Annotated in this window: 26 protein-coding genes and 1 pseudogene; 11 read left to right on the top strand and 16 right to left on the bottom strand. The window is 63.5% G+C overall.

Annotation, left to right across the window (positions count from 1 at the left end; genetic code table 11):
• Positions 1 to 28 precede the first annotated feature (28 nt).
• Positions 29 to 859, top strand: a complete 831-nt coding sequence (locus B6S01_RS10460) for a hypothetical protein (protein WP_051908420.1) — start codon at positions 29 to 31, stop codon at positions 857 to 859.
• Positions 860 to 865: 6 nt separating this feature from the next.
• Here B6S01_RS10460 and B6S01_RS10465 read toward each other — a convergent pair whose 3' ends face one another.
• Both B6S01_RS10465 and B6S01_RS10470 read right to left on the bottom strand, forming a co-directional pair.
• Positions 866 to 1,237, bottom strand: a complete 372-nt coding sequence (locus tag B6S01_RS10465) for a hypothetical protein (RefSeq protein ID WP_037467777.1) — start codon at positions 1,235 to 1,237, stop codon at positions 866 to 868.
• On the bottom strand, positions 1,234 to 1,419 hold the full coding sequence (locus B6S01_RS10470) for a hypothetical protein (RefSeq protein ID WP_037467856.1): 186 nt from the start codon (positions 1,417 to 1,419) through the stop codon (positions 1,234 to 1,236). Before B6S01_RS10470 ends, B6S01_RS10465 begins: the two co-directional genes overlap by 4 nt.
• Before the next feature lie 115 nt (positions 1,420 to 1,534).
• On the opposite strand from B6S01_RS10470, the gene B6S01_RS10475 reads away from it, so the two are divergent.
• Complete coding sequence (locus B6S01_RS10475) at positions 1,535 to 2,206, top strand: S24 family peptidase (protein WP_037467775.1); 672 nt, start codon at positions 1,535 to 1,537, stop codon at positions 2,204 to 2,206.
• A 53-nt stretch (positions 2,207 to 2,259) separates the two neighbouring features.
• On the top strand, positions 2,260 to 3,177 hold the full coding sequence (locus tag B6S01_RS10480; protein ID WP_037467772.1) for an XdhC family protein: 918 nt from the start codon (positions 2,260 to 2,262) through the stop codon (positions 3,175 to 3,177).
• 9 nt (positions 3,178 to 3,186) lie between these two features.
• On the opposite strand, the gene B6S01_RS10485 is transcribed toward B6S01_RS10480, so the two are convergent.
• The 11 genes from B6S01_RS10485 to B6S01_RS10535 all read right to left on the bottom strand — a co-directional run bounded on the left by B6S01_RS10485 (position 3,187) and on the right by B6S01_RS10535 (position 14,320).
• Positions 3,187 to 3,372 carry a YbdD/YjiX family protein gene (locus tag B6S01_RS10485; protein ID WP_037467769.1) on the bottom strand — a complete coding sequence of 62 codons (186 nt, stop codon included), beginning with the start codon at positions 3,370 to 3,372 and terminating at the stop codon, positions 3,187 to 3,189.
• Positions 3,369 to 5,417, bottom strand: a complete 2,049-nt coding sequence (locus tag B6S01_RS10490; RefSeq protein WP_037467768.1) for a carbon starvation CstA family protein — start codon at positions 5,415 to 5,417, stop codon at positions 3,369 to 3,371. Before B6S01_RS10490 ends, B6S01_RS10485 begins: the two co-directional genes overlap by 4 nt.
• A 53-nt stretch (positions 5,418 to 5,470) precedes the next feature.
• Positions 5,471 to 5,923, bottom strand: a complete 453-nt coding sequence (locus B6S01_RS10495; protein ID WP_081570371.1) for a DoxX family protein — start codon at positions 5,921 to 5,923, stop codon at positions 5,471 to 5,473.
• A complete protein-coding gene (yihA, locus tag B6S01_RS10500) occupies positions 5,923 to 6,570 on the bottom strand; it encodes a ribosome biogenesis GTP-binding protein YihA/YsxC (protein ID WP_037467766.1) in 648 nt (215 codons plus the stop codon). Before yihA ends, B6S01_RS10495 begins: the two co-directional genes overlap by 1 nt.
• Positions 6,571 to 6,665: 95 nt before the next feature.
• Positions 6,666 to 8,366: a membrane protein insertase YidC gene (gene yidC, locus B6S01_RS10505; RefSeq protein WP_037467765.1), complete on the bottom strand. Its 1,701-nt coding sequence runs from the start codon at positions 8,364 to 8,366 to the stop codon at positions 6,666 to 6,668.
• Between the two features lie 36 nt (positions 8,367 to 8,402).
• Positions 8,403 to 8,615 carry a membrane protein insertion efficiency factor YidD gene (gene yidD, locus B6S01_RS10510; protein ID WP_081570372.1) on the bottom strand — a complete coding sequence of 71 codons (213 nt, stop codon included), beginning with the start codon at positions 8,613 to 8,615 and terminating at the stop codon, positions 8,403 to 8,405.
• Positions 8,612 to 9,028: a ribonuclease P protein component gene (gene rnpA / locus B6S01_RS10515; protein WP_037467853.1), complete on the bottom strand. Its 417-nt coding sequence runs from the start codon at positions 9,026 to 9,028 to the stop codon at positions 8,612 to 8,614. Before rnpA ends, yidD begins: the two co-directional genes overlap by 4 nt.
• A 32-nt stretch (positions 9,029 to 9,060) precedes the next feature.
• Entirely contained in the window at positions 9,061 to 9,195 is a 135-nt protein-coding gene (rpmH, locus tag B6S01_RS10520; RefSeq protein ID WP_062113878.1) for a 50S ribosomal protein L34, read from the bottom strand.
• 195 nt (positions 9,196 to 9,390) lie between these two features.
• Complete coding sequence (locus tag B6S01_RS10525; protein WP_051908418.1) at positions 9,391 to 10,161, bottom strand: DsbA family protein; 771 nt, start codon at positions 10,159 to 10,161, stop codon at positions 9,391 to 9,393.
• Positions 10,158 to 11,510, bottom strand: coding sequence for a M48 family metalloprotease (locus B6S01_RS10530; RefSeq protein WP_037467764.1), 1,353 nt, complete (start codon positions 11,508 to 11,510; stop codon positions 10,158 to 10,160). The genes B6S01_RS10525 and B6S01_RS10530 overlap by 4 nt, the downstream gene beginning before the upstream one ends.
• Positions 11,511 to 11,659: 149 nt before the next feature.
• On the bottom strand, positions 11,660 to 14,320 hold the full coding sequence (locus B6S01_RS10535) for an Rne/Rng family ribonuclease (RefSeq protein ID WP_037467763.1): 2,661 nt from the start codon (positions 14,318 to 14,320) through the stop codon (positions 11,660 to 11,662).
• A 482-nt stretch (positions 14,321 to 14,802) separates the two neighbouring features.
• Between B6S01_RS10535 and B6S01_RS10540 the strand changes: the two genes are divergently transcribed.
• The 6 genes from B6S01_RS10540 to B6S01_RS10565 all read left to right on the top strand — a co-directional run bounded on the left by B6S01_RS10540 (position 14,803) and on the right by B6S01_RS10565 (position 21,403).
• A complete protein-coding gene (locus tag B6S01_RS10540; RefSeq protein WP_037467762.1) occupies positions 14,803 to 15,729 on the top strand; it encodes an N-acetylmuramoyl-L-alanine amidase family protein in 927 nt (308 codons plus the stop codon).
• Between the two features lie 66 nt (positions 15,730 to 15,795).
• Positions 15,796 to 18,333 carry a penicillin-binding protein 1A gene (locus B6S01_RS10545; protein ID WP_037467761.1) on the top strand — a complete coding sequence of 846 codons (2,538 nt, stop codon included), beginning with the start codon at positions 15,796 to 15,798 and terminating at the stop codon, positions 18,331 to 18,333.
• Between the two features lie 135 nt (positions 18,334 to 18,468).
• Entirely contained in the window at positions 18,469 to 18,756 is a 288-nt protein-coding gene (locus tag B6S01_RS10550) for a GIY-YIG nuclease family protein (RefSeq protein ID WP_037467760.1), read from the top strand.
• 371 nt (positions 18,757 to 19,127) lie between these two features.
• A complete protein-coding gene (gene prfB, locus B6S01_RS10555) occupies positions 19,128 to 20,255 on the top strand; it encodes a peptide chain release factor 2 (RefSeq protein WP_037467759.1) in 1,128 nt (375 codons plus the stop codon).
• Positions 20,255 to 20,980: a class I SAM-dependent methyltransferase gene (locus tag B6S01_RS10560; RefSeq protein ID WP_037467757.1), complete on the top strand. Its 726-nt coding sequence runs from the start codon at positions 20,255 to 20,257 to the stop codon at positions 20,978 to 20,980. Before prfB ends, B6S01_RS10560 begins: the two co-directional genes overlap by 1 nt.
• Positions 20,981 to 21,091: 111 nt before the next feature.
• The gene (locus B6S01_RS10565) at positions 21,092 to 21,403 is read left to right on the top strand and encodes a PilZ domain-containing protein (RefSeq protein ID WP_037467849.1); all 312 of its coding nucleotides are present in this window, start codon (positions 21,092 to 21,094) and stop codon (positions 21,401 to 21,403) included.
• A gap of 3 nt (positions 21,404 to 21,406) precedes the next feature.
• Here B6S01_RS10565 and B6S01_RS21350 read toward each other — a convergent pair whose 3' ends face one another.
• The 3 genes from B6S01_RS21350 to B6S01_RS10575 are packed head-to-tail and all read right to left on the bottom strand — an operon-like array spanning position 21,407 to position 23,539.
• On the bottom strand, positions 21,407 to 21,562 hold the full coding sequence (locus B6S01_RS21350) for a hypothetical protein (protein WP_169802846.1): 156 nt from the start codon (positions 21,560 to 21,562) through the stop codon (positions 21,407 to 21,409).
• Positions 21,563 to 21,579: 17 nt separating this feature from the next.
• A complete protein-coding gene (locus tag B6S01_RS10570) occupies positions 21,580 to 22,290 on the bottom strand; it encodes a hypothetical protein (RefSeq protein WP_037467755.1) in 711 nt (236 codons plus the stop codon).
• A gap of 34 nt (positions 22,291 to 22,324) precedes the next feature.
• On the bottom strand, positions 22,325 to 23,539 hold the full coding sequence (locus tag B6S01_RS10575) for a toxic anion resistance protein (protein ID WP_037467753.1): 1,215 nt from the start codon (positions 23,537 to 23,539) through the stop codon (positions 22,325 to 22,327).
• A 196-nt stretch (positions 23,540 to 23,735) separates the two neighbouring features.
• On the opposite strand from B6S01_RS10575, the gene typA reads away from it, so the two are divergent.
• Together typA and B6S01_RS10585 are read left to right on the top strand one after the other, a co-directional pair.
• Positions 23,736 to 25,571, top strand: coding sequence for a translational GTPase TypA (typA, locus tag B6S01_RS10580; RefSeq protein ID WP_037467751.1), 1,836 nt, complete (start codon positions 23,736 to 23,738; stop codon positions 25,569 to 25,571).
• Positions 25,572 to 25,719: 148 nt separating this feature from the next.
• A pseudogene (locus B6S01_RS10585) lies at positions 25,720 to 26,767 on the top strand (DUF1176 domain-containing protein).
• Positions 26,768 to 26,786: the final 19 nt, after the last annotated feature.

Below are 26,786 nucleotides of genomic sequence, written 5' to 3' on the forward strand. Positions count from 1 at the left end.
TATCATGGTGGCAATGGCCCGACGTCGCATGGCGATGATGCCAATGCTGGTGGGTGGTGTCGCCATGGCCGTGATCCTGCTGGCGATGCCGGCGGGGCTGGTGGAAACGATCGTCGCGTCGAGCGGGCTCAGCGAAGCCTGGCCCGCTGCCGCGCCGCCATTGGGGATGAAGGCGCGCCTGATGCTCGCCGGGTTTGGCGCGATGATGGCTATGGGCTGGGTGTGCTTCAACGCCGCGCCGGTCCCGGTGAAAGAGGATAGACGCCGTCGCGGCGTCACGGGAGTGAGTAGAATGGGTTTTGCATTGCCGAAGCTGAACTGGCTGTCCCGCAGCCGGACCACGGGAGCCTCCCGGGTTGCGCGCCCGCTGGCGCGGCGCGCTGACGCGCATCCCGATGCGCCGGCCCGCACACCGATCTTTGCCAGTCGTGATTTCGGCGGACTGGAGATATTTCCCCGAATCGCCCCTGCGCTCGCCAGAGAGGCAGAGGCGAATCATATTGAACAGCAGCCGGCAATGCCGTCATTCCAGCCGGTCATCGAAGAGCATGCGGTCGCCCCGGAGCCGGTCGAAGCGGAATTTGAAGAGATCAGTTCCTGGACGCACCCGGCCAGTGCCGATCCGGTCGAGCAGCCGATGCAAGCCGCGCAAGCGCCGTCTCTCGCCGAACTGACCGCTCGTTTCGAGCGTGGCCTTGCCGAGCGCGTGCGTGGCGCGAGAGGGGCGACGGATGGCGTGATCGCCGACATGCCGGTCGAGCAGCCTGTGCCTGTACGCGAGCGGGTGGAGGACGATGTCGATAAGGCGCTGCGTGCGGCGCTGGGCACCTTGCGGGCCATGGCGGACCGCACGCGCTAAGCCCTTTCACCAGTCTTCGATGGTCAAGGCCGACAGCTCGATCCATTCCTCTGCTGGAGCGGATCGGCTGTGGTCTATAGCGATGTCGGCGACGAAATGCCGACGAAGAGTCCATTCCGCTTCCTCCAGTCCTGCCGCGAACGCCAATCGCCGCGCCTGCGCGTCTGGCCCGAAAAGGCGAATGGCTATGACATGTCGCCTTCCCTGAAATAAAGCACTCGCCCAAGGTCGGCTGGTCGCGCGTTCAACGACCGCAGGTTCCCCGGCGCGCGCCAGCAGTTGCGCCAGCAGTCGGGGCAGGGGGTCCTTGCCTTGCAAGCGACTTTCTTCTTTTTCGTCACGGTTTCGCGGTTGGCGGATATGATCGATGCTTGTCATTGGCCGGTGCTCCTGCGATATGTGTTCATGAAATGTTCTATTCGTCTCTTGATCCGTTCCCCCGGTTCGCGACCCTGCCGCAGGTCGAACACCAGACGGGGATCGCGCACGCTTTCCCTGCCAAAGCGTGTTGCGGGAATGCCGTTTTCCCGCAGGAATTTCTCGACGGCGCGAAGCAGCATGCCTTTCATTCTCCCTCTTCAACCAAACCCGCCCCATGCGAATCTCGTAATATCTTCCTATCTGTTATCCTATTTCCTACTTGTCTAGGATAAATCCTATCACTATGGGTGAATCATGTTGAGTGATGGAGAAGATCCGCGCATCGTCCTGGAACGGTTGATTGCCGAGAGGGGAGAGAATTATGCCGATCTGTCCCGTCTGCTGAAACGTAACCCCGCCTATATCCAGCAGTTCATCAAGCGTGGTTCACCCCGCAAACTGGATGAGGAGGACAGGCGCGTGCTCGCCCGCTATTTCGGCGTGGCGGAGGAACTGTTGGGCGGGCCCGGTGCGCGAGTGGCCATCGAACGAAAGTCGCGCCCGCTGCCAGCTGTTGTCCCTGTGCCGAGGCTGGCGCTCGGCGCCTCGGCAGGATCCGGTTCGCTTGATGAGGATGAGCGAGCCGCAGGGGTGCTCGCGTTTGACGCCAATTGGCTTCGGCATCTGGGCGTGCGGCCGCAGCGTGTTTCAATCATCCGCGTTGACGGCGAATCGATGGCGCCGACTTTGAATGACGGCGATGAGATCATGGTCGATCACGATGATGATGCGACACGGATGCGTGACGGTGTCTATGTCCTGCGGCTCGATGGCGTGCTGATGGTGAAGCGGATCGCAACGGGGCCGCGCCGGGGTTTGTTCAGCATACTTAGCGATAACGCCCATTATCCCGCCTGGGTGGACATTGATCCGTCATTGGTCGCCATCGTCGGGCGAGTGGTCTGGACTGGTCGTCGTCTCGTTTAGCTTGGCTAGCTGTCGTCGGCTTCCTATGTGTTGGTCTCGCAGGGAGGTTTTGCTTGAACGACAATGGCGCGGTGATCCGCAAGGCAGTCGAGTGGCGTGGCTCGCCCATGGCACTGGCGACGGTGGTATCGACATGGGGGTCGGCTCCCCGGCCACGCGGCAGCCACATGATCGTGCATCAGGACGGCCGTTTCGAAGGCAGCATCTCGGGCGGTTGCGTGGAGACCGATGTGCTGCAGCGGGCGGAGGAGGTCATCGCGGGAAGATCAGCGCATGCCGAACGTTATGGCGTTGCCAATGACGATGCGTGGGCAGTGGGCCTGCCCTGCGGCGGCGAGATCAGCGTTCTGGTGCAACCGGTGGGCGAGGGCGGCTTTCCACCGCACCTCTTCGACCGAATCGCGCAGGCGCGGGAGGAAGGGCGCACACTTGTTCTTTCCACCGATCTCGCCACCGGACTGACACAGGAAGGCGCGATCGAAGGGCAGTTCCAGAACCGTTATGATGCGCCGCGCAGGCTGCTGATTGTCGGAGCGGTCCAGATTGCGCAGGCGTTGAGCGCGCTGGCGCTGGCGATTGGCGTGACGCCGGTGGTAATCGACCCGCGCGGGCGATTCCTGACCGAAGAGCGTTTCCCCGGCGTTGAACTGGACGACCGCTGGCCCGACGAGGCGATCGCCGCGCGCAGCCCTGGCGAGGCAACGGCGATTGTGACGCTCAGCCATGATATCAAGATTGATGATCCCGCACTTGTCGCAGCGCTACGGGCGCCGACCGGTTATGTTGCCGCGCTGGGATCGCGCAAAAGCCACGCCGCGCGGCTGGAGCGGCTGTCCGCTATCGGCTTTTCGGCGGAGGAGCTTGCGCGAATTGATGGGCCCGCTGGCCTGGACATCGGCGCAGTGGGCGCGGCGGAGATCGCTCTGTCCATCGCGGCTGGCATGATCGCACGCTTTAACGCCTGCTCTTGAGCGGCGCGCTCAGCAGCATTTTCCACCATTCTTTCCGCCGTAGCGTGCCTCCTGCCGATCGAGGAAGAATTGGGCGGGCGTCATCACTGGCCGTTCGGGATGGTGCGCGCGCATATGCCGCGCATAATTCTCATAATCCGGCACGCCCACCATCATCCGCGCGGTTTGCCTGAGCTTGTCCAACAGCCTTTTCATTCGGCGGCCACCAGCGGTCCGGGGATTTCGCGCGCCGTTGACATGTCTGCCCGCCGTGCGGCGATGCAGGTGCGGATGGTGAAGAAAAGCAGCGAGAGGACGACGGCCAGAAAGATCGCGACAAGCCCCGCATCCACCCGGTCGTTAAAGACGATCTGCTGCATCTCCGCCATCGACTTGGCGGGGGCAAGCACCGTCCCTGCGGCGGCCGCCTCGCTGAATTTCGCGGCATGGGCCAGGAATCCGACTTTCACATCGCCGGAAAACAGCTTCAGCAAGCCGGCCGACAGCGTGCAAACCAGCAGCCATGCCGTCGGGATCATCGTGACCCAGGCATAACGGTCCTGCTTCATGCGGAACAGAACGACCGTCGCCAGCATCAGCGCGATGGCCGCCAGCATCTGGTTGGAAATGCCGAACACGGGCCAGAGCGTGTTCACACCGCCCAGCGGATCGGTGACGCCCTGGTAGAGGAAGAAGCCCCAGGCCGCGACGGTCAGGCCAGTCGCAATCAGGCTGGGACCGATACTCTTCGTCTCCTTGAAACCGGGGACGGCCAGCGCGATCAGATCCTGCAGCATGAAGCGGCCCGCCCGCGTTCCCGCATCCACGGCGGTCAGGATGAACAGCGCTTCGAACAGGATCGCGAAATGATACCAGAAGGCCTTCATCGCCGGGCCGCCGATAACGTGTGAAAAAATTTCCGCCATGGCGACCGCCAGTGTCGGCGCGCCGCCCGCCCGCGAGATGATCGTATGCTCGCCAACGTCTTTTGCGGTCTGGGCGATCAGCTCGGGCGTGATTGGAAAGCCCATCGCGGTCACCGCCGCCGCCGCGCTTGACGCGTCAGTGCCGATAACTGCCGCAGGGCTGTTCATCGTGAAATAGACGCCTGGGTCCAGGATCGATGCTCCCACCAGCGCCATGATGGCGACGAACGCCTCCATCAGCATCGCGCCATAGCCGATGATCGGCGCATCGGCTTCGCTCGCGATCAGCTTGGGCGTGGTGCCGCTGGCGATCAGGGCGTGGAAGCCGGATACCGCGCCGCAGGCGATGGTGATGAACAGGAAGGGGAAGAGGCCGCCAGCCCAGACCGGCCCGTCGCCGTTCACGAACTGCGTCACCGCATGCATTTTCAGCGGCGGAGCCATGATGACTATGCCGATGGCCAGCGCCGCGATCGCGCCAATCTTGAGGAAGGTGGACAGATAGTCGCGCGGCGCGAGCAGCAGCCATACGGGCAGCACCGATGCGACCGCGCCATAGCCGACGAGTATCCAGCACAATTGGACGGGCGTGAAGGTGAACACTGGCCCCCAGACTGGCGAAAGCGCCACGCTTTGCCCATAGACGATCGCGGCGAGCAGGCCGACGAGTCCGAGCAGGGACACTTCCCCGATCCGTCCCGGCCTGATCCAGCGGGTATAGGCTCCCATGAACATGGCGAGCGGCACGGTCGCGGCCACGGTGAACATGCCCCACGGGCTTTCGGCGAGCGCCTTCACAACGATCAGCGCCAGCACGGCAAGGATGATGACCATGATCATAAATGCGCCGAAGAGGGCGATGGTCCCCGCCACCTGGCCCATTTCCATGCGTATCAGTTCACCCAGCGACTTGCCATCGCGCCGCATGGAGATGAACAGGATCATGAAGTCCTGCACCGCCCCCGCCAGCACGACGCCGGCGATGATCCAGATCGTGCCGGGCAGATAGCCCATTTGCGCTGCCAGCACCGGACCGACGAGTGGCCCCGCACCCGCGATGGCGGCGAAGTGATGGCCGAACAGAACCACCCGGTCGGTCGCCACATAATCCAGGCCATCCCCCCGCCGGATCGCCGGCGTGGGGCGGGATGGATCCAACCGCATCACGGCGCGGCCGATGTAGAGCGCATAGTAGCGATAGGCGACCAGGAAACTGCTGACTGCGGCGACGACAATCCACAGTGCGTTCACCGCTTCGCCGCGCGACACAGCGACAACGGTCAGCGCGGCCGCGCCAACGATGGCGATCAGTATCCATGGAATGTGCCGGGTCATCGCTCTCTCTGGGATTGTCCTGAAATTTGGCGGCTACAGTAAGGCCGCGTCATTCAAAGACAATCGCCCTTGTCGCATGCGACTGTCCTTCGTCTGAATGGCCAGTCGATCACGCGGGCAGCCCATAGCGCCCACCAGATGATGACTGGCTGCAACAGCTGGCGCGGGCCATGATACCACCAGCCCAAACGGACGCCGCCCAGCGGAATATCGTTGATCGCATGGTTGATGTTGGCGGGCCACACGCACAGGGCATAAAGGGCGAGGGCGATGCCTGCTGCGTGGCGGAGACGGGGGGCATGCAGGCCGATCGCGCCCGCAATTTCCGCAACCCCGGTGAATGCAACCACCTGTTCCGGCCAGGGCACCCAATGCGGCGTGATGGCCACGAAACCGTCCGGCCGCGCGATATGAGCCACGCCTGCAATCAGATACAGCCCTGAAAGAAGCCAGCGCGCCGCTGTGCGAATGCGATGGCTTTCTGCCCTGGCTGGAGCGTCGCCCATCACCCTTGGATGACGCTCTCCAGCACAGCCGCCCGCAGTTCGGGGATGCCCATGCCCTTTTCGCTGGACGTCGGAATAATGTCAGGATGAGCGGCAGGACGTTTGCGGATGGCGTCACCGGTCGCCTGGATCACTTCGGCCAGATGGCTGGCTTTCACCTTATCCGCCTTGGTCAGCACGACGCGGTAGCTCACCGCCGCCGCGTCGAGCATGTCGAAAATGTCTTTATCGACGTCCTTTATGCCATGGCGGCTGTCGATCAGCACCAGTGTACGCTTCAGCTGCGCCCGGCCGCGCAGATAGTCGTTCACCAGAAAGCGCCATTTGCGAACCATATCCTTGGGCGCTTTGGCGTAGCCGTATCCGGGCATGTCGACCAGGCGGAAGCGCAGCGGGTCGCCGACATCGAAAAAATTCAGCTCCTGCGTCCGCCCCGGCGTGTTCGATGTCCGGGCCAGGCCGTTGCGACCTGTCAGTGCATTGAGCAACGACGACTTGCCCACGTTGGACCGGCCCGCGAAGGCGACTTCATTGACCGACATGTCGGGCAGGAATTTGAGGTCCGGCGCGGATTTAAGAAAGGTGATCGGCCCGGCAAAGACCTTGCGCGCTTCCTCGATCAGGTCGGGATTGTCTTGCTCGGTCAAGGGTAACTCCGTTCGCCCGGCTTCTGCATATGACCGTCATCCTGAAACCGGTTCAGGATGACGGTAAAGGTAACGGGCCGTCTCGCCGTGCGGCCCTATTTCGCTTCCACCGCGCTCAGCACGGGATGGCGCTTGTACAGCCACCACTGCTGCAGCATCGACAGGCAATTGTTGGTGATCCAGTAAACCAGCAGACCCGCGGCAAAGGGCGCCATGATGAACATCATCATCCACGGCATGATCGAAAAGATCTGCTGCTGCATCGGATCCATCTGCGCCGGGTTCAGCTTGAACTGCAGCCACATGGAAATGCCCAGAAGCAGGGCCAGTACGCCGATCGCCAGGAAGGATGGAGGCGTGAATGGCAGCAGGCCAAACAGGTTCAGGATGTGCAGCGGATCGGGCGCCGAAAGATCCTTGATCCACAGCACGAACGGCTGGTGCCGCATTTCGATTGTCAGCTGCAGCACCTTGTACAGGGCGAAGAAAATCGGGATCTGGATGAAGATGGGGAGGCAGCCAGCGAGCGGGTTCACCTTTTCCCGCTTGTACAGCTCCATCATCTCCTGCTGGAGCTTGGGCTTGTCGTCCTTATACTTCTCTTGCAGCGCCTTCATCTTGGGCTGCACCGCGCGCATCGCGGCCATGCTGGCGAACTGGCGCTGGGCTACAGGGAACATCAAGGCCCGGACGACGAAGGTCAGGCAGATGATGGCGACGCCGAAATTGCCGATATGTTCGAACAGCCAATGAAGGAGCGCGAAGATCGGCTTTTCGAACCAGTAGAACCAGCCCCAGTCGATCGCCCGGTCGAATAGCGGGATGCCTGCATCCTGATAGGCTTCCAGCGTCTTCACTTCCTTTGCGCCGACGAACAGGCGCGCGGTTTGCGTGACAGCCTTGCCCGGCGCGAGCACGGTTGGCGCTACGCTATAGTCGGCCTGATACTGCGTGCCGGCGCCTTTGCGGAACTGGCCTTCAAAGGCTGTCTTCTGGTCGGGCACCAGGGCCGAGAGCCAATATTTGTCGGTGAAGCCAAGCCAGCCGCCGGTCGACTGGAAGCTTTGGGTCGAAGGGCCTTCATTCAGGTCGTCATAGTCCACGTCGTAATTGGCGGCGCCATTGAACACGCCCATTGGACCGATATGGATGGTCCAGGTGTCAGGGTCCTTGGACAGCGTGGAGCGGCTGACATAGCCGTAGCTCTTTACGGCGATCGCGCCGGTCCCGCTGTTCGACACCTTCTGCTGGGCCGTGATCATGTAGTTTTGATCGACGGAGAAGCGAATTTCGAAATTCTGTCCGGCACCGTTGTTCCAGCGCAGCGTCAGCGGGCTGGCAGGAGTCAGTTCGGTCCCTTCCGCAGTCCAGATGGTGTTGGCATCGGGGACCTTCACGCCCTCGCCTTGCCAGCCGAAGCCCGCAAAGAATGCATCCTGCGTCCCTGACGGGCTGTAAAGGCGGATGGACGGCGAATTTTTCGCGATGGTCTCGCCATAGGTCGGCAGCACGATGTCGTCGATGCGCGCGCCCTTCAGGTTGATCGAGCCGGTCAGCTTGGGCGTGCGGATCGGTACGCGCGGGCTTTCCTTGAGTACCTGCGCGCGATCGCGAATCGCGGCGGGGCCGGTTGCGACCGGGCTGACGCCCTGCGATACGGGGGTGGTCTTGCCGCCTTCGATCTTTGTCGCGGGCGGATTGGCGGCGGGAAAGAAATGCTCGGCGATATAGGGCCAGCCAAACAGGATCGCCGCGGTCAGCAGCACCGCCAGAACAATATTCTTCTTGTCGTCCACGCTTGTCGGCTCCGCCGTCTCTTGTGAAAATTCGTGTCAGGGAACGGGGTCGTAGCCCGACCCGCCCCAAGGATGGCATCGCATTAGCCGCTTCGTGGCGAGCCAGCTACCCTTGACCGCACCATATTTACGAATGGCCTCGATCGCATATTGCGAGCAGGAAGGCGCGTAGCGGCAACTGGGCGGCAGGATGCGGGAGGGGCCAACTTGCCAGAAGCGCGCCATAAGGATGAGCAGCCGGGCGATCACTGCCCGGATTCCTGGCCAGGCCGTTCCGAGGCGGAAGATATGCCCTTCTTGCCTTTCGAGGAACGGCGCGGGCGATTGGGCGCGTCGCCTACCGGTCGGGCCATCACCTTAAGCAGCGCCTTTTCCAATTCGGCGCGCAGCAGGGTGAAGTCGCGTTCTATCCCGCCTTCGCGCCCGATCAGCACATGATCCGCGCCAGGCACGCCGTGGACGGGCAACAATTCCCGCGCCAGAACGCGAAAACGGCGCTTCATCCTGTTGCGGATGACAGCGCCGCCGATCTTTTTCGTGACCGTGATGCCATAGCGCATCGCCGGATCGCCGTCGGAGCGTTCGCGTACCAGCAGGACAAAGCCCGGCATTGGCGCACGCCGCCCGCGATTCGCCGCCAGAAAGTCGGCGCGCCTGCTCATGATGGCAGGCACGTTATCCGACGGCGCGTCGTTCAGGCGCTCAGGCTCTTGCGGCCGCGGGCGCGACGGGCACGCAGCACGTTGCGGCCACCGGGGGTCGCCATGCGGGCGCGGAAACCGTGACGGCGCTTCCGAACCAGATTGCTCGGTTGAAAGGTGCGCTTCATCGTTCATTCCTCAAAGCAAAACGTCAAAAATCGGGCGTGACAAAAAAGGGCCGCCGTTGGGCGACCGCATGTCAGGGGGCGTCCGATAGGCAAAAGACGGGGTCGAGTCAATGGGCGGGGTGGGGCGAAAGCCGATCAAACAGCGGCCGTTCGGTGCATTTCGACTTCGTTCGTTTCGGCAATGCAGCAGAGCGCCTATTTTGCCCGCGCCGATGCAACTGCCTGCTTCAACGCGTCATAACCCACCGCGCCGTTCAGTACCTGATCACCCACCACGAAAGTCGGGGTTCCTGTAGCGCGTAGTTGCTGGGCGAGGGCGATGTTGGATTGGATTTCGGCGTCATATTTCTTGTTCGCCATTGCGCCCTCGGCAGCCTGGCGATCTATGCCCACCTTGGCGGCAGCGGCCAGGATCGTTTCGCGCGTCACCTTGCCGCCTGCATAAAGCGCGCGGTGATAGGGCATATATTGCCCCTTTTCGGCCGCCAGCAACGAAACCCTGGCCGCGTCGGCGCTTTCGTCGGACAGGATCGGCAGTTCGCGATAGACGACCTTCAATCCCTTGTCCTCGGCCACCAGCTTGGCAAGATCGGCCAGCGATGCACGGCAGTAGCCGCAGGCATAGTCGAAAAACTCGACCAGCGTGACGTCGCCATTCGCCGCGCCTTCCCACGCGCCGGCATAGGGGGTTTCGATCGCCTTGCGGCTTTCGCCGATGCTGTTCGCAACCCGCTTGGCCTGAAGCCGTTCGACCGCTTCGGGAATGATTTCCGGGTGTTCCAATATATAGTCGCGCACGATCTTTTCGATCGCGGCCTTGTCCCCTACGGCCACGCTGCCAGTGCTTTGCATGCCAAGGGCGGCGCCCGTGGCGGTGGCTGCGATAAAGGCGAGCGCGCCAATCGTCATCTGGATCGTCCTGTTCGAAAGTGCCGAGCGAAAGCCGGGCCGAGTGGTTTCGGTCATCTTTTCTTCCGCTTCTGTTCAACGGCCGCCCGTGAAACCATCGCGATATCCTGTGCCCGCAGATAGTCAACCGTTCCTGGCTGCAATCCCTGCATGGCGGCGTCGGCGCTCCGCAATGCCATCTGATTGTCACCCATCAGCGCATAGCGTTCGGCGGTAGCGAGCGCCGCGCGGGGGGTGTCTCCGCGCCGCGCATAGACGACGCCCAGCTGATACCAGGCAAAGGGATTTTCCCTGTCCCGCGCGACCGCATTGCGCAGCACCTGTTCGGCTTCGGCGAAATTTTTGTCATCCTCGGTCGCGATCAGAGCGTGACCCAGCATGGTTGCGATCAGTGGCTGGCGGGTCAACTGCACGGCCTCGCGCAGTGGCGGAATTGCGTCGGCGGGCCTGCCGCTTTCAAGGAGCACCTGGCCCTTGAGTTCCAGAAAATAGGGATCGTGGGGCTGGGCCGCGAGCAGCGCGTTCACCTCGCTTATCGCCTTGTCCGGGTAGGCGCTCTTGTGCCACGCATAGGCGCGGGCATAATGGGCCGGGATCGATTGGTCGCTTTCCGGGTATTTGCGCAATGTTTGCGTGGGTTCCGAAACGAAGCCGACCAGCTTTGCCTTGATGCGTTCGAACCGGGCTTCCAGCTTGGGGTCTACCGGTTTGTCCCAGGAAGGGTCGACCGTATAGACTTCGCGCAGCACGTTGATCCGTTCGCCGGACAGCGGGTGCGTGCGGCCGTAGCTGTCGTCCTGCGGAATGGCGAGCCGATATTCCTGGTTCTGCAGCTTCTTGAAGAATTCCAGACTGCCCTTGCCGGACACGCCCGCCTGGCTGAGATAACGTGCACCTGCAAGGTCGGCCGAGCTTTCCTGCGCGCGGGAAAAGGCGAGATATTTGCCCATCGCCGCTTGCTGGCCCATGCCCAATATGCCCATGCCCGCTTCGGCGCCGCCCGCCGCAATCGCCGCAGCGCCCAGCACCAGGCTGAGCAGGGTGATGCCGGTCGCCTCCTTCATCCCCTCGGCGGAGCGAATGACATGGCCGCCTTCGATATGGCCCAGTTCATGCGCGATCACGCCCTGCAACTGGTTCACATTGTCTGCTGCGGCAATCAGGCCGCTATGCAGCCACACATATTGGCCGCCCGCGACAAAGGCGTTGATCTCGCGATCGTTGAGCACGAACACTTGCACGTTGCGCGGTTCCATGCCTGCCGCGCTGACCAGCGGCGCTGACATGTCGGCCATGAAGGCTTCGGTTTCGGCGTCGCGCAGGATTTGCTGCGCCGCCGCCGGCCGCGCCAGCATCGACAGCCCCGCCACCGCGATGGCCAAGGCATGAAGCCATCGGTCCTTCATGAGCGGCCAACGGGAATATGGGCGGCGACATTCATGCCCGAAAGCCGATGGCAGCAGCACTCTGAACCGCAGGTGAAGCGAGAACGCCGCCGCCGTCCGGGGGAGACCGGCAGGGCGACGGCGTTGCTCATAGGAACGAATAGTCCCTGTTACTGGCCGAAGGTGCGCTGCCACCAGCCACGGCGCGGTGCGCTGTCGTCATCAGTCTGCGCATCGGCGGCGTCCGCGCCGTCCAGCGTGTTGCCGACGTCGTTCGCGCCCACCGGCTCGGTTTCCGCCGCAGCCTGAGCCGTGACTGGCTCTGCGATCGAAGGCGCTTCTGCCGCGTCCTGCGCAAGGGCATCGGCCTTCTTGCGGCGGGTGCGCTTGGGCTTGGCCGGGACTTCCGCTTCTGCTTCCACGGTCGGGGGCGCTTCGGCAGGCGCCTCGGCCGCCACATCGGCCTTCTTGCGACGGGTGCGCTTGGGCTTGGCCGGCGCTTCCTCGGCAGGTGCCTCGGCTATGGCTTCGACCGCCTCGACTTCGACTGGCTCAGCCGGAGTTTCAACGGCTTCCTTAGCCTTGCGAGCGCGAGGACGGCGGCGCGTCTTGGGCGCTTCTTCCTCGGCGGGTGCTTCGGGCGCCGCATCTACCGCTGCTTCAGCGACCTCTTCGGCTGCGACAGTGTCGGCCGCGGCCTCTGCGGTTTCAGCAGCCGCATCCTCGGCCACGCCTTCACCGCCTTCACGGCGGCGGCGTCCGCCACGGCGGCCACGACGGCCACGGCGACGAGCGCCTTCCTCGCCTTCATCACTAGCCTCGACGGGTTCCTGTTCGGCGTCTTCGACGATCAAGGCGCTTTCGTCTTCAGCCTCGCCTTCGACGTCGGACGCAGCCTCGGTCTCGCCATCGGCGCGATGCTCGTCACGCTGTCCGCCACGGCGGCGGCGACGGCGGCGGCGGCGGCGTCCGCCTTCGCGATCCTCGCCCCGATCGCCTCGCTCTTCGCGTTCGGCGGCTTCGACTTCCTCGATCTCTTCTTCTTCCAGTTCCTCGACGATATCGAGGTCGTCATCTTCCTCGACAAGCGGAGCATAGCTCACCACCCGCTCCGGACGAGGACCGCTGGCTTCGACCGACATCCGCGCGCCCTCTACCTCGCCATCGGGCAGGATCTCGATACGGACGCCATAGCGCTGCTCGATTTCATCCAGCTCGGCGCGCTTGTTGTTGAGGACATAGAAGGCCGCTTCCTGGCTTGCGCGCAGCGTGACCAGGCTGCCCCGGCCTCGCGCGGCTTCTTCCTCCAGCATGCGCAGCGCCGACAATCCCGCCGACGACGCAGTGCGGACCAGACCCGTGCCTTCGCAATGCGGGCATTGGCGGGTCGATGCTTCCAGCACGCCGGTGCGCAGGCGCTGGCGGCTCATTTCCATCAGGCCAAAGCCCGAGATCCGGCCGACCTGAATGCGGGCGCGATCGTCCTTTAGCGCCTCCTTCATCGCCTTCTCGACCTTACGGATGTTGGAGTTCATCTCCATGTCGATGAAGTCGATGACGACCAGACCCGCCATGTCGCGCAGGCGCAACTGGCGTGCGATTTCGCGCGCGGCCTCCAGATTGGTCGCGACGGCGGTCTGCTCGATGCCATGTTCGCGGGTGGAACGGCCCGAGTTGATGTCGATGGACACCAGCGCCTCGGTGGGATTGATGACCAGATAGCCGCCAGACTTCAGCTGGACGACCGGATTGTACATCGCCGCCAGTTGTTCTTCGACGCCTGCGCGCTGGAACAACGACACCGCGTCGGCATATTGCTGCACGCGCCGCGCATGGCTCGGCATCAGCAGCTTCATAAAATCCTTGGCCGCGCGATAGCCTTCCTCGCCCTCGACGATGACCTCGTCGATATCCTTGTTATAGATATCGCGGATCGCGCGCTTGATAAGGTCGCTGTCGTTGTGGATCAGCGCGGGGGCAGCGGATTTGAGCGTGTTTTCGCGGATCTCGTCCCACAGCCGGGCGAGATAGTCGAAGTCACGCTTGATTTCCGGCTTGGTGCGCTGCAGCCCGGCTGTGCGGACAATGCAACCCATGGACGACGGCAGGGCCATTTCGGCGACGATAGACTTCAGCCGCTTGCGGTCGGCGGCGTTGGAAATCTTCCGCGAAATGCCGCCACCATGCGACGTGTTCGGCATCAGCACGCAATAACGACCTGCCAGCGACAGGTAAGTGGTCAGCGCAGCGCCCTTGTTGCCGCGCTCTTCCTTGACGACCTGGACCAGCAGCACCTGGCGGCGCTTGATGACGTCCTGAATCTTGTAGCGGCGGCGCAGAGCCATGCGCTTGCGACGCAGCTCGTCTGCGGCGTCGTCGCCACCACGCTTGCGGCGGCCGGGCTTGTCGCCGCCCTCGCTGCTTTCCGCAGCTTCGCCTTCTTCTTCCTCATGATGCGTGGCTTCGACGACTTCAACGCCATCCTCACCATGATGATCATCCTCGTCATCATAGTCCGCGCGCAGAGCGGCCTCTTCTTCGGCGTGCGCGCGCTCTTCGCGCAGCAGCGCCTCGCGGTCTTCGCGCGGGATCTGATAATAGTCGGGATGAATTTCGCTGAAGGCAAGGAAGCCGTGGCGATTGCCGCCATAATCGACGAACGCCGCCTGAAGCGATGGTTCTACGCGGGTAACCTTGGCGAGATAGATATTGCCCTTGAGCTGTTTGTGCTCGGCGGACTCGAAATCAAATTCCTCGATCCGATTGCCCTTGACGACCGCGACCCGGGTTTCTTCCCGGTGGCGCGCATCGATCAGCATACGCATTGTCATGTATAAGTCTCCGGCGATGACGGCCTGCGGCGCTCGGCCGGGCTGTCACGCGATAGTGAAGGGACGAATGCAGTCGCGCCGCCAGCGGCGCGGGTGTTGCTATCGTCCGGTTTGACAGGAAAAACTGCGCTTCTGCTGCATTGGCAGGGCCGGGCAAACCGCCGGTCCACTCCATCCACGCCGCATCGCCCGGGACCGGGCTCAGCGTGGAATGGAAATCATGCCTCATGCAGCGTCAACCTGTTCGTAGCATCGGGGCCGGGCGGCTGGCGCCCGCCGATGCTGTCGTGAAAGCTCCTGAAAAGAGCCGCGCCGACATGGGCGTTTCTTTCAGGAATGTGAATGGGTAGCAGCCAAAGGCCACCCTAGCAACGTCCCGCACAAAATTGTTTCGTCGGCGGTGGACGTTCCCCTGTCACCCTCCAATCGCAAAACATGGTGAAGCAAAGGTTAAGGGCGGGACTGTCGCCCGGTGGCAAGAAATGGGGTGGACGGCCAGGGGCGGAGCGGGGCACAAGCGCGCCATGCTCCACGCTCTTGCCCTGGCAGGCGCTCTCTTCACCAGCCCGATCGGGACGGCGCGCGTCGCCTTTGACGCGCCTGCCGCCATGGCGGCGCGGCCCGTCAAGCGATGGCACAGCATTACCGTGCCGATCCCGCCAGTCGCGCGCGGCCTGTCGCTGCCGCGCGTCGAAGGACCTGCCGATGCTTCACGACCGCTGGTGGTCATAGACGCCGGACATGGAGGGCATGATCCGGGCGCCATCAACGGGCGGACAGGGCAGCGCGAAAAGGACCTGACCCTGGCGATCGCCCGGGCCATCCGCGACCAGCTGCTGAAGTCGGGGCGTGTGCGGGTCGCGCTGACGCGGGATGACGATCACTTCCTGGTGTTGCAGGAACGCTATGGCGTTGCGCGTCAGTTGAACGCGGATCTGTTCCTGTCGGTCCATGCCGATTCGGCCGCAAATGAAGAAGCGCGCGGCGCTACCGTCTACACCCTCTCGGAAGTGGCGTCGGATCGGGAGGCGGCGCGGCTGGCGGCGCGGGAGAACAGGGCGGACATATTGAACGGCGTCAATCTGGGCGCGCAGCGGGATGACGTATCCTCTATCCTCATCGATCTCACGCAGCGTGAAACAATGAAGGAATCAGCGAATTTCGCCGCATTGTTGAAGCGGGAGGCGTCGGCCTACATGGACTTTCGCAGCGCCTTTCACCGCTATGCCTCACTCATGGTTTTGAAAGCGCCCGATACCCCTTCGGTGCTGTTCGAGACCGGATATCTCAGCAATGACGAGGACGCCGCCTTCCTGGCGTCCCGCGCTGGCCAGGCGAGCATCGCCAAGGGCGTTGCGCGGGCGATCGAGGTGTATCTGGCCCTCAGGCGCGCTTCGGACGGTAGCTGATCGGGTAGCGCCCGGTCGATCCGCACTGGCGCTGTCCGCATTTTGACCTTAGAGCCTCCTGTCGTCATGGAAGAGGCTCGCCCCGATACTGCCCGATCGTCCCTAGCAGCCCGCCTGCGCGGCCATGGCGGCGCGTTTCGCGAGCGGCTCGCGCCGCTCTGGAGCCGGCGCTGGTTCCGTTGGGTCGCCATCGCGCTGGGCGGCCTGTTCACGGCGATGCTGCTGTTCTGGCTGATCTTCGCGCGCGGATTGCCCGACGCCGCCACGCTGCTGGAATATGAGCCGCCTCTGCCGACCATCGTGCGCGACATCAACGGTCAGCCGGTGCACAGCTATGCGCGCGAACGCCGGGTACAGTTGCAATATAGCGATTACCCGCCGCTCCTGATCCGCGCCTATCTGGCGGCCGAGGACAAGACTTTTTTCGAGCATCATGGCGTCGATATTCCCGGCTTTGCAGGGGCGGTGGTTGATTATGCCACCAAGATCGGGTCTGGCCAGCGCGCCAAGGGTGGATCGACCATCACGCAGCAGGTCGCGAAAAACCTGCTGATCGGCGACGAATATTCTCCCACGCGCAAGGTGAAGGAGATGATCCTCGCCTATCGCATGGAAGGCGTGCTGACCAAGCAGCAGATACTGGAACTCTATTTCAACCAGATATTCCTGGGCCGCAACGCCTATGGCGTCCAGGCCGCGGCGCGGGCCTATTTCGACAAGGACGTCGCGGACCTTGAGCTGCACGAAATGGCCTATCTGGCCATCCTGCCGAAGGGCCCGGCCAATTACCGCCCCGAAAGCCCGACCGGCCTCGCACGGGCGCTGGACCGTCGCAACTGGGCGCTCGGCGAAATGTTCAAGAACGGCTGGATCACGCAGGCGCAGCTGAACGAAGCGCAGGCGCAGCCGCTGGGCACGGTAGCGCCGCACAGCTCCGGTTTCGATGCCCGTGCGGGCGGCTATTATATGGAAGAGGTGCGCCGCCGCCTGATCGATCTGTTCGGCGAAAAGGCGGAGGACGGCCCCAACAGCGTCTATGCGGGCGGCCTGTGGGTGCGCAGCCCCTATGATCCCAAGCTGCAGGAAGGCGTTGCAACCGCCCTGCGCAACGGATTGCTGCGTTTCGACGCGGGCAAGGGCTGGTCCGGGCCGGTTGGCAAGATCGACATGGGGCGCGGATGGCAGCGCGAGCTGGCGGCCAGCTATATCGGCATCGACTATGCCAACTGGCGGATCGCGGTGGTGATCGACCGCAATTCCGCAGGAGCCGAAATCGGCTTTGCCGACGGATCCACCGGGACGCTGCCTGCTGGCGCCGCGCAGATGCCCTATCGGCGCGCGGGCGGCCCGGCCTTCAACAGCATGAAGCCAGGCGACCTGATCGCGGTTGCGCCCAACGGAACAGGCTGGGCGCTGCGTAATGTGCCCGAAGTGTCCGGCGGCATGCTGGCGGAGCAGACCCATTCGGGCCGCGTGCTTGCCATGCAGGGCGGGTTCGACAGCCGCCTGTCATCCTACAATCGCGCGACGCAGGCGATGCGGCAGCCCGGTTCGACCATCAAGCCCTTTGTCTATGCCGCAGCGCTGGACAATGGCATGACTCCGGCTTCGATCATCGTCGATGGCCCATTGTGCGTCTATCAGGGCGCCGGGCTGGGGCAGAAATGCTTCCGCAACTTTTCCGGCGGCAGCGCCGGTCCCCAGACCATGCGCTGGGGCGTCGAGCAGTCCCGCAACCTGATGACGGTGCGCGCCGCGAGCCAGACCGGCATGGATCGCGTGGTGCGCACGATCAAGGCGATGGGGATCGGCGATTATCAGCCCTATCTGTCCTTTGCCCTGGGCGCTGGCGAGACGACGGTTGAGCGGATGGTGAATGCCTACGCAACGCTTGCCAACCATGGCCGACAACTGCCGCCCAAGGTCATGGACTATGTGCAGGACCGTCGCGGCAAGGTGATCTGGCCGCTGCGCTGGCGCGCTTGCGAAGGGTGCAACATGGCCAATTGGGACGGGAAGCCCATGCCCCGTTTCGGATTTGAAGGGCGGCAGGTGATGAACCCCATGACCGCCTATCAGGTGGTGCACATTACCGAAGGCGTGATCCAGCGGGGCACCGCCACCGTGCTGGCCGACCTCAAGCGCCCGCTGTTCGGCAAGACCGGCACCACCAACGGTCCGACCAATGTCTGGTTCGTGGGCGGATCGCCCGACATCGTCGCGGGCGTCTATATCGGCTACGACCAGCCCCGCAGCCTGGGCGGCTGGGCGCAGGGCGGCCGCGTCGCCGCGCCGATCTGGAAGGCGGCGATGGCGCCGGTGCTGGAAACGATGCCCAAGACGCCTTTTGTCGCCCCGGCTGGCATCCGCATGGTCACAGTCGACCGGCGGTCGGGCAAGCGCGTCTATGGCGTGTGGCCGACCGAGGAACCTAAGCCCGCCGTGATATGGGAAGCGTTCAAGCCCGAAACCGAACCGCGCCGCTCGATCCGCAAGGAGGAGGTTGCCGCCCAGGAACAGGCGGCGCAGCGCCGCGAAGCGGGGGAGCGAACGAGGCCCCGTACGGACAGCGACTTCCTGCAGGATCAGGGCGGGATTTATTGAGGCTTGGTTTTCGTGCGTCCTTCGACAGGCTCAGGACGAACGGAGGTTGAGGAGGGCCGCCAACCGGGGTCAACAACATAACCTCCGTTCGTCCTGAGCTTGTCGAAGGACGCGCGCCAACACTTAGGCGCAATCATGGCTTTCTACGCATATCTTCTCCGTTGCAGCGACGGCTCCTTTTATGCTGGTCATACGGACGATCTGGAGAGCCGGATCGCGCAGCATGAGAGGGGTGTGATTCCTGGATATACTGCGGCGCGTCGGCCGCTTGCCTTGGTGTGGTCGGAGAGCTTTGGCACGAGGGACGAGGCTCTGGCGGCCGAACGCCGGATCAAGGGGTGGAGCCGCGCCAAGAAGCTCGCGTTGATCGATGGCGACTGGGAAAGGATGAGAATGTTGGCGCGTAACCGGCAAGGCAGCTAAGCTCGGCGTAACGGCAGCGCGCGTCCTTCGACAGGCTCAGGACGAACGGAAGTTGGGTTGCTGGTCCACGATCCCGGCGTCTTGGGAGGTGATGGTCGTTGTCCCGGTGGATGGCTCTTGAGCCCGGTCATCAGGGTGGCGTGCGTCCTTCGACAGGCTCAGGGGAGCCGCCAAACTTGGACCGACAACCCAACTCCCGTTCGTCCTGAGCCTGTCGAAGGACGCGCCCCGCACAAAATTCCGTTCAGCCCCTCACCTTGCAGGGGGCGGTCAGGTTACGCTCTTCCCAAATCCGCCTGCCTCGGATAGGGCCGGGCGTTTGATGCGTTTCTCTGCCGAACGCCACGACGTGATATTTCTGGAGACTTCCCATGCGCGCCGAAGCGCAGCAATATATCGACCGCATCGACGCCGCGCTGGACCTGCTGCGCCGTTTTCTGGATTGGGACCGCGCCCTTCGCCGCCTGGACGAGCTGAACGCGCGCGTCGAAGACCCGACGCTGTGGGACGACCAGAAAAAGGCGCAGGAAGTTATGAGGGAGCGCACGCGGCTGGACGCCGCCATCGGCGCGACCCGGGCGATCGACAGCGAGAAGACCGACACAGCCGAACTCATCGAAATGGCCGAGGCCGAGGGCGACGAGGATATGGTCACCGAAGCCATCGCGTCGTTGAAGGCGCTGGCTGACCGGGCGGATGAGGACAAGATCAAGGCGCTGCTGGCAGGCGAAGCGGACGCCAGCGACACCTATCTGGAAATCCACGCGGGCGCGGGCGGCACGGAAAGCCAGGACTGGGCGGAAATGCTGTCCCGCATGTATCGCCGCTGGGGCGAACGGCGGGGCTACAAGGTGGAACTGGTCGACTATCAGGCGGGCGACCAGGCGGGGATCAAGTCCGCGACCTTCCTGTTCAAGGGCGAAAATGCCTATGGCTATGCCAAGACGGAAAGCGGCGTGCACCGGCTGGTGCGCATCAGCCCCTATGACAGTTCGGCGCGGCGGCACACCAGCTTCTCGTCGGTCTGGGTCTATCCGGTGATCGACGACAATATCGAAATCGAGGTCAATGAAGGCGACCTGAAGATCGACACATATCGTGCGTCGGGTGCGGGCGGGCAGCACGTCAACACGACCGACTCGGCGGTCCGCATCACCCACATTCCATCCGGCATCATCGTTGCTTCGCAGAATGACCGGTCGCAGCACAAGAACCGCGCGACCGCGATGAACATGCTGAAAGCGCGCCTGTATGAAGCCGAATTGCAGAAGCGGGAGGCTGCCGCTTCCGGCGAATATCAGGCCAAGACCGAGATCGGCTGGGGGCACCAGATCCGATCCTATGTGCTGCAACCCTATCAGCTGGTGAAGGACCTGCGCACCGGCGTCACCTCCACATCGCCGGACGATGTGCTGGATGGTGCTCTCGACCCGTTCATGGCGGCTGCCCTGTCGCAAAAGGTGACGGGCGAAAAGGTCGATGTGGAGGACGTCGATTGATGAAGGCGCTGACGCTGGCGGGATCATTGCTCCTGCTGGCGGGCTGCGGCCTGTTGTCACCCGACAGGAATGAAGACCGGCCTGTGGCTGCACGCGATTTTCCGCGTGCCGACCGGCCAGTCGCCCCGGTCGTATCGACACGCTGGTCCAGCGAAGAGGCCCGCGACCGGGTCAATGAAGCAGACGACATCATGGATCGCGCCGGCATCAAGCCCGGCATGACCGTGGCCGATATCGGCGCGGGCGAAGGCTATTATACGGTGCGCCTCGCCAAGCGCGTGGGCCCCAGCGGGCGGGTTCTTGCCGAGGACATCATGCCCGAGGTGATCGAGGCGCTGTCCCGTCGCATCACCCGCGAAGACTGGCGCAATGTCAGCGTGCGGCTTGGCGCGCCGGAGGACCCCCGCCTACCCGAAAACAGCTTCGACCGCATACTGATGGTCCATATGTATCATGAAATCGCCGAGCCCTACGCCTTTCTGTGGCATTTGAGCCCGGCGCTGAAGGCTGATGGCGAACTGATCGTGGTGGATGCGGATCGGCCGACCGACCAGCATGGCACGCCACCGCGCCTGTTGACCTGCGAGCTTGCGGCAATGGGCTTCCGGCTGGAGGAACTGGTTCCCAAGCCTACCGCGGGCGGATATTTCGCGCGCTTTCGCCGGATAACGGCCCGGCCCGCGCCGGAAAGCATCGTCCCCTGCGCTCTGAGAAACGAAACTTAATCTAAATTAGTAGTTTCCCTCGCGCGAAACGCAGCTAATGGCGCGTTAACCATGATTCTGTGGATCGCATTGACCTTTTCATGATTGAATGGCCTGTGGGAGCGGCTCGATATGATCGATCAAAGCAGAACCCCGGCGGTTAACGCCGAGCAGCGACGGCATACCGCCAGGCACAAGATGTTCGGCCCGGTCATGTTGCGCATGGGCAGCGTTGAAATGCGCGGCCACTTTCTCGATCTGTCGGCGGCGGGCGCGCTCGCCCATTGCGAAACGCCGCTTGCACCCGGCGCCTATGTGACTGTCGAGGCCATGGGCATGGAAGCCAGCGGTCGGGTGGTGTGGGCGCAGGGCAAGCGCTTCGGCATTCAGTTCAGCCAGCCTTTGGCCGACGATGCGATGGAAAGATTGATCCGCGGCGCATGATGTTCAGCCCCGGCGGCGCCATCGTCTGAACAGCGATGCGCTCACCAGCCCCCCGCCGATCAGCGCGGCAATCGCCCCGCCCGCCGACGCCAGCGCCCAGGCGCCCGCCGCCAGCAGCCCGGTCAGGAAATCGACGATGATCAGCGTCAGGTGGATCATGGCGGGGGACGGATGGGCTAGCGGCCCAGTTCCTTCGCCTCCTGATATTTTAGCTCAAGGAAGCGGTTTTGCACCGCCAGCTTGTCGATGTCGCCGCTGGCCAGCGTCTCGCTGATCCGGGCCAGTTCCTTGTCGATGACGCCAAGCCCTTCGACCAGCTGCTGTTCAGGGACGCGCCCATTGCGTTCCTTGCGGCGGAGCGGGGCGGGAATGGATTCATAGCCGGTGACGAGTTCGGGCAGATGATCGGACAGCAGCTTGCGGATCTCCTGCGCCGCCGGTTCCTGCTCGTTCAGCCGTTCAAGCTGTGGCGCAAGCATCTCCAGCTTGACGCCGATGCTGTCGGCCAGCGTGGCGGCTGGCGGCGGCAGTGCCTTGCGCTGGTTGTCGAGCCAGATTTCGGTCTGGAGCGGAAGCGCGGGGAGGGGCGTGGCCGCGAGTGCGGCGGTCCTGACGCGCGGCTCGGTGGGCATGACGGCGATCAGCAGCAGCGCCGCGATCATGACGCCCAGCGCAACCATCACGCCCGTCGTGCCCAGCGGCAGGATGAAGCCCGCGACGGCAGCGGCCATCAGGACCGTCGCAATCGTCCAGAAGGCATATTTCAGCTTCCGCATCAACGCTGCGTTGCGCCGTTGCCGCGCGCGGGCCGACAGGCTGCGTCCGCGCTCCCCATGGCGGCGCAGGACAGCCTCCGCATCGGCCAGGACGCGGTCGGATCGGCTCATGACGGCTTGCGTGACATGGGCGCGGCAATCATCTTCATGCCTCAAGCGCGCTCAACAGCGGGTTGTCTGCTCGCGCCTCGCTTGCGGCCTGTGCCTGCCCTTCGGCGCGGGCGATATAGCCCTTGGATTTTTCGACCTCGCTGGACAGGGAGTTTACCGTCGTTTTCATGTTTTCCAGCGCCTTCGCCTTGAAGGTGTCGATGCTGTCCATCGTGTCGTAGATATTCTGGAAGGCGCGCTGCAGCGTTTTCATGGGAATGGTGCTGGACGCGGCCTGTTCATGGATCTGCGCGGTCTGGCTCTTCAGCATCTCGCCGGTCGAATCGATCATGTTTGCGGTCGTGCTGTTGAGCGCCGTGATCTGTTCGAGGACGAGGCGCTGCCCAGCGAGAGCCTGCGCCACGGTGACGGCGGTGCGCAGCGCGGCAACGGTCGTGGTGCTGGCGCGATCGACGCCCTTCACCAGTTCGACGTTGTTTTTCTTGACCAGGTCCAGCGCCAGATAGCCCTGAACCGTCACCGCCATCTGCGTCAGCAGGTCCTGGCTGCGCTGGCGGATGTAGAAGAGCGCGCTTTCCCGGATCGCCTTCGCCTTGGCCGGGTCGGCGGAATCCATTTCCAGCGCCTTTGCCTCCAGTCGTGCGTCAAGCGTTTTGGAGATATGGATCATCTGCTCCAGACGACCCATCGCCGCCCACATATTCTGCCGTTCCACATCGATGGCGGCATTGTCCTTGATCAGCACATCCTTGCCGCTGGCGAGCGAACCGAGGATGGAATTGATGTGTCCCTGCGCGCTCTTGTAGCTGTCGAAATAATTCCGCATGCGGTTGCCGAAGGGGATGAGCCCGAACAGCTTCCTAGGAGCGGTCAGGTTGCCGCGCCTGCCGGGATCGAGATCCTCGACCGTGCGGCGCAACTGCGCCAGATCGGCGCCGACCTTGTTGTCGCTGTCCATCGCGCGAACGGGACGATCGAGAAAGCGGTTGGAATGGCCCGCCGCGTCCGCGATTTCCTTGCGGCCCATGTTGGTCAGCTGGTCGACGCGCTGCCCGAATGCCGGGGAGTTGGGATCCTGCGCCACCAGATCGTCGACGAAGGCATCGACCTTCGCGTCGAGTTTCGACCTTTTTTCCTCCTCCAGGGGGACCAGTCCCGCTGCCTTCTCCACTGAAACCGGGGGCACCGGGTCGGGCGGCGTGAGGTTGAGCGTGTCGGCGGTCGTCGTGGTGGTCGCGCTGCTGGCCATAACGTCTCCTTCAAGCTGTTATATGTGACTATAACAGTTGCTCTTCAATCCGGAATATGAGCCACCGTTCGGGCCGATGCAAATGCGGACAGGGTCGTCCCGCCTTGCCGCAGCGCGTCATTTCCTGTAGGGGCGCGCCCGATACTCTGGTCAGGCACGGTGCCGGCCGGGAAAATATATATCCCAAAGGCAAGACATGTCCCTGCGTAATATCGCGATCATCGCGCACGTTGACCATGGTAAGACCACGCTCGTGGATCAGCTGTTCCGCCAGTCCGGCACTTTCCGAGACAATCAGCGCGTTGAAGAACGCGCGATGGACTCGAACGACTTGGAAAAGGAACGCGGGATCACCATCCTGGCGAAGCCGACGTCGGTTGAGTGGACGCCTCCCGGCGGTGGTGAAGCCGTGCGCATCAACATCGTCGATACCCCCGGCCACGCCGATTTCGGCGGAGAGGTGGAGCGCATCCTGTCGATGGTCGACGGCGTCGTCCTGCTGGTCGATTCGTCGGAAGGCGCGATGCCGCAGACCAAGTTCGTGACCGGCAAGGCGCTGGCGCTGGGCCTGCGCCCGATCGTCGTCGTCAACAAGGTCGATCGCCCCGACGAGCGCATTCAGGAAGTGCTGGACGAGGTGTTCGACCTGTTCGTGTCGCTCGACGCGACCGACGAGCAGCTCGACTTCCCCGTCCTCTACGCATCGGGCCGCAACGGCTACGCCAATGAGGATGCATCGCTGCGTTCGGGCACGCTGGTCCCGCTGTTCCAGAAGATCGTCGACCATGTGCCGCCGCCGTCGCTGGACGTCGATGCGCCCTTCACCTTCCTCGTGACGCTGCTGGATCGCGACAATTTCCTTGGCCGCGTGCTGACCGGCCGCGTGACCAGCGGTCGCGTGAAGGTGAACCAGGCGATCCACGCGCTCGACATGGACGGCAATGTGATCGAAACCGGCCGCGCGTCGAAGATCATGTCCTTCCGCGGCCTTGACCGCGTTCCCGTCGATGAAGCGCAGGCGGGCGACATCATCTCGCTGGCGGGCCTTGCCGTCGCCACCGTGGCGAACACCATCGCCGACACGTCCGTCAGCGAACCGATCCAGGCGCAGCCGATCGATCCGCCGACGCTGTCGATGCGCTTTGCGGTTAACGATTCGCCGATGGCCGGCCGCGAAGGCAGCAAGGTGACGAGCCGCATGATCCGCGACCGGCTGGAGCGCGAAGCCGAATCGAACGTCGCCATCAAGGTGACCGAGAGCGAGGACAAGGACAGCTTCGAAGTCGCCGGTCGCGGCGAACTCCAGCTGGGCGTGCTCATCGAAACCATGCGCCGCGAAGGCTTTGAACTCGGCATCAGCCGCCCGCGCGTGCTGTTCGGCACCGATGAGGAAGGCAACAAGACCGAGCCTTATGAAACCGTCATGATCGATGTCGATGACGAGTTTTCGGGCACCGTCGTCGAGAAGATGAACCTGCGCAAGGCCGAGATGACGGACATGCGTCCTTCGGGTGGCGGCAAGACCCGCATCACCTTTTCCGCACCCTCGCGCGGGCTGATCGGCTATCATGGCGAATTCCTGTCGGATACGCGCGGCACCGGCATCATGAACCGCCTGTTCGAGAAATATGGTCCCCACAAGGGCAAGATCGAAGGCCGCAAGAACGGCGTGCTGATCTCCAACGGATCGGGCGAAGCCAACGCCTATGCGCTGGGCCCGCTCGAAGAACGCGGCGTGCTGATGGTGGGCGTGGGCGAAGCGCTCTACGAAGGCATGATCATCGGCGAAAACGCCAAGACCGAAGATCTTGAAGTCAATCCGATGAAGTCGAAGGCGCTGACCAACTTCCGCGCTTCGGGCAAGGACGACGCCGTCCGCCTGACCCCGCCGTGGAAGATGACGCTGGAACAGGCAATCGCCTATATCGACGATGACGAACTGGTCGAAGTGACGCCCAAGAGCATCCGTCTGCGCAAGCGCTACCTTGATCCCAATGAGCGCAAGCGCATGTCGCGGGCCAAGGCGGCTTGATGAAAAGGCCGGTGTCGCAGGGCGCCGGCCTTTTTCTTTGGCGAAGGGCCGGGATGGGGCGCCAAGCTAACCAGCACCCGCGCGCCGACATTCCGGCTTCGCAACAAACGGTCTATCGCTGGCCTATGCATTAAGTTATAGTTAACCCATGGGGGCGAAACGCATATTTGCACTGGCAGCGATGCTGTCGGCAGTCACTGGTCTGGCGCATGCTCAGGCGCCAAGGCCCGGCACTTTGGAAACCTATAAGGACTGGACGATCGGTTGCGACAATCGCCTCCGGTGTGAGGCCGTGTCGTTGTTGCCCGAAGGCGGTGACTGGCCGGACGACCCTGTCATGCTGGGCATTCAGCGCGATGCTGGCGGGCGGGCCGAGCCGGAAATCTGGGTGAGCCGCGATGCCAGGGGAAGGGATGAGCTGAGCTTCTTCGTCGATGGCCGCAAGATCGCGACCGCCGCCAGCCAGGATGGGGAGGCCGTGTTGCAGGGACCGCAGGCGGCGGCGCTCGCCATTGCGATGGCGCGGGGAATGACGATGGAGGTGCGATCGGCTGGCGTGCTGATAGCGCGGCCATCGCTTGCCGGAGCGGCGGCGGCGATGCGCTACATGGACGCGCGGCAAGGGCGCGCGGGCACGATGGCGGCGTTGATCGCCATTGGCCCGCTTTCCCGCAGCGCGGTTCGTCCGGCTCCACCGAGTAGTGTCGGTCCAGCGCGCGTCTGTCCCCAGCGGACCCGCGCCGGTCACCTTGTGGCGGGAAGAACTGACTGCGCTGGGCAAGTTGACCGGTTGCGCCGAAGAGATGCGCGATGCGTCGCCTCCCCAGCTTCATCGCCTGTCGAAAACGGAGACGCTGATACTCGTCCCCTGCGGGACGGGCGCCTATAATTTCTCCGCCGTTCCCGTGATCGCCTCAGGCATTGCGGGCAGGCGCAGCTTCCGTTTTGCGGCCTTCGACTACCAGCCCGGCTGGAGCGAGGATGCGGCGCACCCGATGCTGGTCAATGCGTCATGGTCGCCGGAAAGCGCCTCGCTGGAAAGCTATGCCAAGGGCAGGGGGCTGGGCGACTGCGGCAGCAGCGAATCCTATGTCTGGGACGGCACGCGCTTCCGCCTGGTCGAGGCGCGCGCGATGGGCGGATGTCGCGGCGCGTGGCACTGGATCACGACCTGGTCGGCGACGGTGAAGAACTGACGAGCAGGTGGGAGCAAGG

It is taken from the genome of Sphingobium herbicidovorans, from assembly GCF_002080435.1.
Classification (GTDB): domain Bacteria; phylum Pseudomonadota; class Alphaproteobacteria; order Sphingomonadales; family Sphingomonadaceae; genus Sphingobium; species Sphingobium herbicidovorans.